General features: G+C 68.1%; 3 protein-coding genes and 1 pseudogene. 2 read left to right on the top strand and 2 right to left on the bottom strand.

The window, feature by feature from the left end:
• Both AC1DHD_RS14490 and AC1DHD_RS14495 read right to left on the bottom strand, forming a co-directional pair.
• Positions 1-473: pseudogene (locus AC1DHD_RS14490) on the bottom strand (hypothetical protein); the annotation flags it as partial.
• A gap of 98 nt (positions 474-571) precedes the next feature.
• Entirely contained in the window at positions 572-1,342 is a 771-nt protein-coding gene (locus AC1DHD_RS14495) for a hypothetical protein (protein ID WP_476880385.1), read from the bottom strand.
• Positions 1,343-1,602: 260 nt separating this feature from the next.
• Between AC1DHD_RS14495 and AC1DHD_RS14500 the strand changes: the two genes are divergently transcribed.
• Positions 1,603-3,273, top strand: a complete 1,671-nt coding sequence (locus tag AC1DHD_RS14500; protein ID WP_476880386.1) for an ABC-F family ATP-binding cassette domain-containing protein — start codon at positions 1,603-1,605, stop codon at positions 3,271-3,273.
• On the top strand, positions 3,270-4,682 hold a 1,413-nt coding region (locus tag AC1DHD_RS14505), incomplete at its 3' end, for an ABC transporter ATP-binding protein (protein ID WP_476880387.1). The genes AC1DHD_RS14500 and AC1DHD_RS14505, both read left to right, overlap by 4 nt.

The following is a 4,682-nucleotide window of genomic DNA, read 5'->3' on the forward strand; positions in this document are numbered from 1 at the left end:
GCCGTGAGCTGGGCCGAATAGTTCTGGGGTGCGATGCCGGTGGCGGCCGAGACCCGGTGGCGGAGTTCGCCGTCGTCGATCGCGTCCACCCAGTTCCGCACCGACGTGGCGTGCGGGACGGGGCTCAGAGGGTGCCGGTCCCCGGGCTGCTGCCCTGACTCCGTGGCGGTACGGGAGATAACAGCCCGCAGCAGGTCCATCGTGGCGACCTGGCTGACCAGTTCCGGTCCGGTGGGCCGCTGGCCCAGCTGTTTCAGCTCCGCATAGTTCTCGAAGGTGGCCAGCACCTCCGCCGGATTCATCCCCAGGGCGCGGCTGATGCTYACAACGGTGGTTTCGGCCACTTTCCCGCGCACCAGTTGTTGCGCCAGGGTGGTGCGCTTGACCCCGGAGATCCTGGAGATCTCGGCCGTGCTGGTTGTCGGGGCAGCACGATGGAGCCAGAGTTGAAACGCCTTGGCGGGGACTGGCATCTAGGCCTTCCTGCGGGGTCGCTGAGATGTGGGCGTTGAAGGACGTAGTGCCGGACGGGCCGCCGCCGGGGGAGGGCGGTGCTCCCACCTTCCCAACATCATAATTCTTCTGCCCCGATGTTTTCCTGATGCCGCACCCGGGCGCGGTCCGCCGCGTTCCGGGCAACGCGACGCGCCCTCACCTTGCCCAGCCAGATCAGGGCGAGCCCGAGGACCAGCCCCAGGACCGCCGCGGAACTGAGGTAGTACTGGATGAAGGCCAGCGGCCGGGGCAGCAGATCACCGGGAACCAGCAGGATCGTGGCTGCGGCTCCGGCCGTCAGCACGGCCGCGCCGCCGCGGACCAGCCGGGGGAGCCGGGATCGCAGGATCACCACCGTGGCCGGCACAATGCACCCGGCCACAAAAGCAGGGTAGAGCCGCCCGGCCGCGGTGTAGAGCCCGATCAGCTCCTGGTTGCGCGGGCTTTGGTCGGCAAGGGTGGCCAGCCCCGGCGATGTCCCGGACGTGTTGGCAAGGAAGAACGGAACCACGGTGGCGAGGGCAACGGCCGCCAACACCGTTAGGCCCACCGGGCCGAGGAGCAGCCGGACACTGCCCTGATGGCCGAAGCCCCGCGCGATCTTGTAACCGGCCAGCAGGACCGTCCCGTAGATCACGAAGCGCAGCAGCAGATTGGCGTAGTTGGTCGAACCGAGCCACTCATCAATGACCGTGTAGGTGGCGCCGATGCTCAGCAGCATGGCGAAGCCGCAAAGCACGAAGATGCCGAACAGTGAGCGGTTCTCACTGCGGAGGGCCGCCGGGGCCCGGAGCAGTGCCGCGAGGACGCACGCCAGCAAGGTGGTCCACTGGATAGCAGCAATCATTCGTGGGCTTCCTTGGCTGGTCATGGGCCAAGCCCGCCGGTTTTTTGACCAGCGGGGAGTCTGTGGCCCGGCTCGATTTTACCGGCGCCGCCGATTCAACTATGCTAGATGCTCGAACCCGCTGGTCCGTACACCCCCCAAGTCCGGACCAGCGGGTTCTTCTATGCCCGGCGGCACGGGTRCGGGTTTTACCCCCGGATTTCGCTCTGGGCAGGTGCCCTCTGGCCGCCCGCGGCGGCCCCCGGTGAGAGAATGGATCAATGACTGCAACCCTTGTTGCCAAGGACCTTTCCGGTGGTCACGACCACCGCACCCTCTTCTCGAAACTCTCCCTTACAGTTGCGCCCGGCGACGTCGTCGGCGTCGTGGGTGCCAACGGTGCCGGCAAGTCCACGCTGCTGCGCCTGCTGGCCGGCGTCGATCAGCCCCAGGACGGTGCGGTGAGCCTCGCCCCGGCGGACGCCTTTGTTGGCTGGCTCCCGCAGGAACACGAACGGATCGACGGTGAAACCGTTGGCGGCTACATCGCACGGCGGACCGGGTGCGGCCAGGCCACCGCGGAGATGGAATCCACGGCCGAGGCCCTGGGCACCGGTGCGCCCGGTTCCGAGGACGCCTACTCGGTGGCGTTCGACCGCTGGATGGCGTCCGGTGCCGCGGACCTTGAAGAGCGGATTCCCCCGGTGCTGGCGGACCTGGGCCTCGAGGTGGGGCCCGACGCCGCTATGACCGGGCTCTCCGGCGGCCAGGCTGCCAGGGTAGCGCTCGCGGCCCTGCTGCTGAGCCGCTTCGACATCGTGCTGCTCGACGAACCCACCAACGACCTTGACCTCAACGGGCTGGCCAAGCTGGAAGCCTTCGTCCAGGGACTGCGCGGGGGTGTGGTGCTGGTCTCGCACGACCGGGAGTTCCTGGCCCGCTGCGTGACCTCCATCGTGGAACTGGATCTCGCCCAGAACGCCGTCGCCGTGTACGACGGCGGCTACGAGGCGTACCTGGAGGAGCGCGCCGTCGCCCGCCGGCACGCCCGGGAACGCTACGACGAGTTCGCCGCCACCAAGGCCGACCTCGTCTCCCGGGCCCGGACCCAGCGCGAATGGAGCTCCCAGGGCGTCCGCAACGCCATGAAGAAGAGCCCGGACAACGACAAGATCCGCCGCGCCGCCAATACCGAGTCCTCGGAGAAGCAGGGCCAGAAGGTCCGGCAGATGGAATCCCGTATTGCCCGGCTCGAGGAAGTCGAGGAACCGCGCAAGGAATGGCAGCTGCAGTTCAGCATCGGTACCGCACCGCGCTCCAGCGCCGTGGTGGCCACCCTGCGCGAGGCCGTGGTGCACCAGGGCGACTTCACCCTCGGACCGGTGAACCTGCAGCTCAACGCCGGTGAACGGATCGGGATCACCGGACCAAACGGTGCGGGCAAGTCCACCCTGCTGCGGCTGCTCCTCGGTGTGCAGCAGCCCGATGCCGGGAACGCTGCGATGGGAGCTTCCGTGGCGGTCGGGGAAATCGACCAGGCCCGCGGCCTGCTGGCGGGACACCTGAAACTCGCAGACGCCGTCGAAGCCGTACTGACCGAGCAGTCCCCGGCGGAGGTACGCACCCTGCTGGCCAAATTCGGGCTCAAGGCGGACCACACCTCCCGGACCGTCGACTCACTCTCACCCGGTGAGCGCACGCGGGCCGCGCTGGCGCTGCTCCAGGCCCGCGGGGTGAACCTGCTGGTCCTCGACGAACCGACCAACCACCTGGACCTGCCGGCGATCGAACAGCTTGAGGAGGCCCTGGATAGCTACGACGGGGCCCTGCTCCTCGTCACCCACGACCGCAGGCTGCTGGAAAACGTGCGCCTGGACGTCCGCTGGAACGTGGTGGACGGCGTCGTTACCGAACTGCAGGGCGCGAGCGCCCCGAAAGGCACCAACACATGAGTATGGACCGGGTTGCCTGGAGCTCCCTCTACAACATCACCCGCGCCTCCGACGGCTCCAAGCGGTTTTCCAAGGCGCTCGTCAAACGCGTCTTCGGCTTCGCGAAGCCGCACCGCAGGCGGCTGATCGCCTTTGTGCTGCTCTCGATCGTGATGGCTGTCCTCGCGGTGGCGACGCCGGTGCTCGCCGGCCAGGTGGTGGATGCGATCATTGCCCGCACGGACGCCGGAACGGTGATCTGGCTCGCCGTCCTGATTGCGATCGTGGCTGTGGCCGAGGCGGGCCTCGGACTCGTGACCCGCTGGCTTTCCTCCACGATCGGCGAGGGCGTCATCCTGGACCTGCGCACCAGGGTCTTCGACCACGTGCAGAAGATGCCCATCGCTTTCTTCACCCGCACCCGTACCGGTGCCCTGGTCAGCCGGCTGAACAACGACGTGATCGGGGCGCAGTCCGCGTTCGCCGGGACCCTTTCCGGCGTGGTCAGCAACGTGGTGGCCTTGGCCTTGACCCTGGTGGTCATGCTTAACAAGTCCTGGCTGGTGACCGTCCTGGCCATGATTCTGCTGCCGATCTTCCTTATTCCGGCCCGCCGGATGGGCTCCCGGCTGGCCGAGCTGCGCCGCGAGGCCGCCGAGCACAACGCCACCATGGGCACCCAGATGACCGAGCGGTTCTCCGCCCCGGGCGCCACCCTGGTGAAGCTGTTCGGCCGCCCGGACGAGGAGTCCCGTGAGTTCGCACTGCGTGCCGGACGCGTGCGGGACATCGGTGTCCGCACCGCCATGCTGCAGTTCACCTTCGTCACAGCCCTGACCCTGGTCTCGGCCCTGGCCCTGGCCCTGGTGTACGGCTTGGGTGGCTGGCTTGCCTTGGGCGGGCAGCTGGCCGCTGGCGACGTCGTCGTGCTGGCACTGCTGCTGACCCGCCTCTACGCCCCACTTACGGCGCTCTCCAGCGCCCGCGTGGAGATTATGAGCGCGCTGGTCAGCTTCGAGCGGGTCTTCGAGATCCTGGACCTTAAGCCCCTGATCCAGCAGAAGCCGGACGCCGTGGAATCCCCACGCGGACCCCTGTCCGTGGAGTTCGACAACGTCCGGTTCGCCTACCCCTCGGCCGACAAGGTCTCGCTGGCCTCCCTCGAGGACGTCTCCACGCTGGACACCCGTGGCGGCGAAGAGGTGCTGCACGGCATCAGCTTCCGGGTGGAACCCGGCCAGACCGTGGCACTTGTGGGGTCATCCGGGGCCGGGAAGTCGACCATCGCCCAGCTGCTCTCGCGGCTGTACGACGTCGATTCCGGTGCCGTGCGCTTCGGCGGAATGGGCGACGGGGCCGGGGTGGACGTCCGCGACCTGACCTTCGATTCGATGCGCGAGACCTTGGGCATGGTGACCCAGGACGGCCAC

The organism is Arthrobacter sp. 05L45_2 (assembly GCF_056397525.1).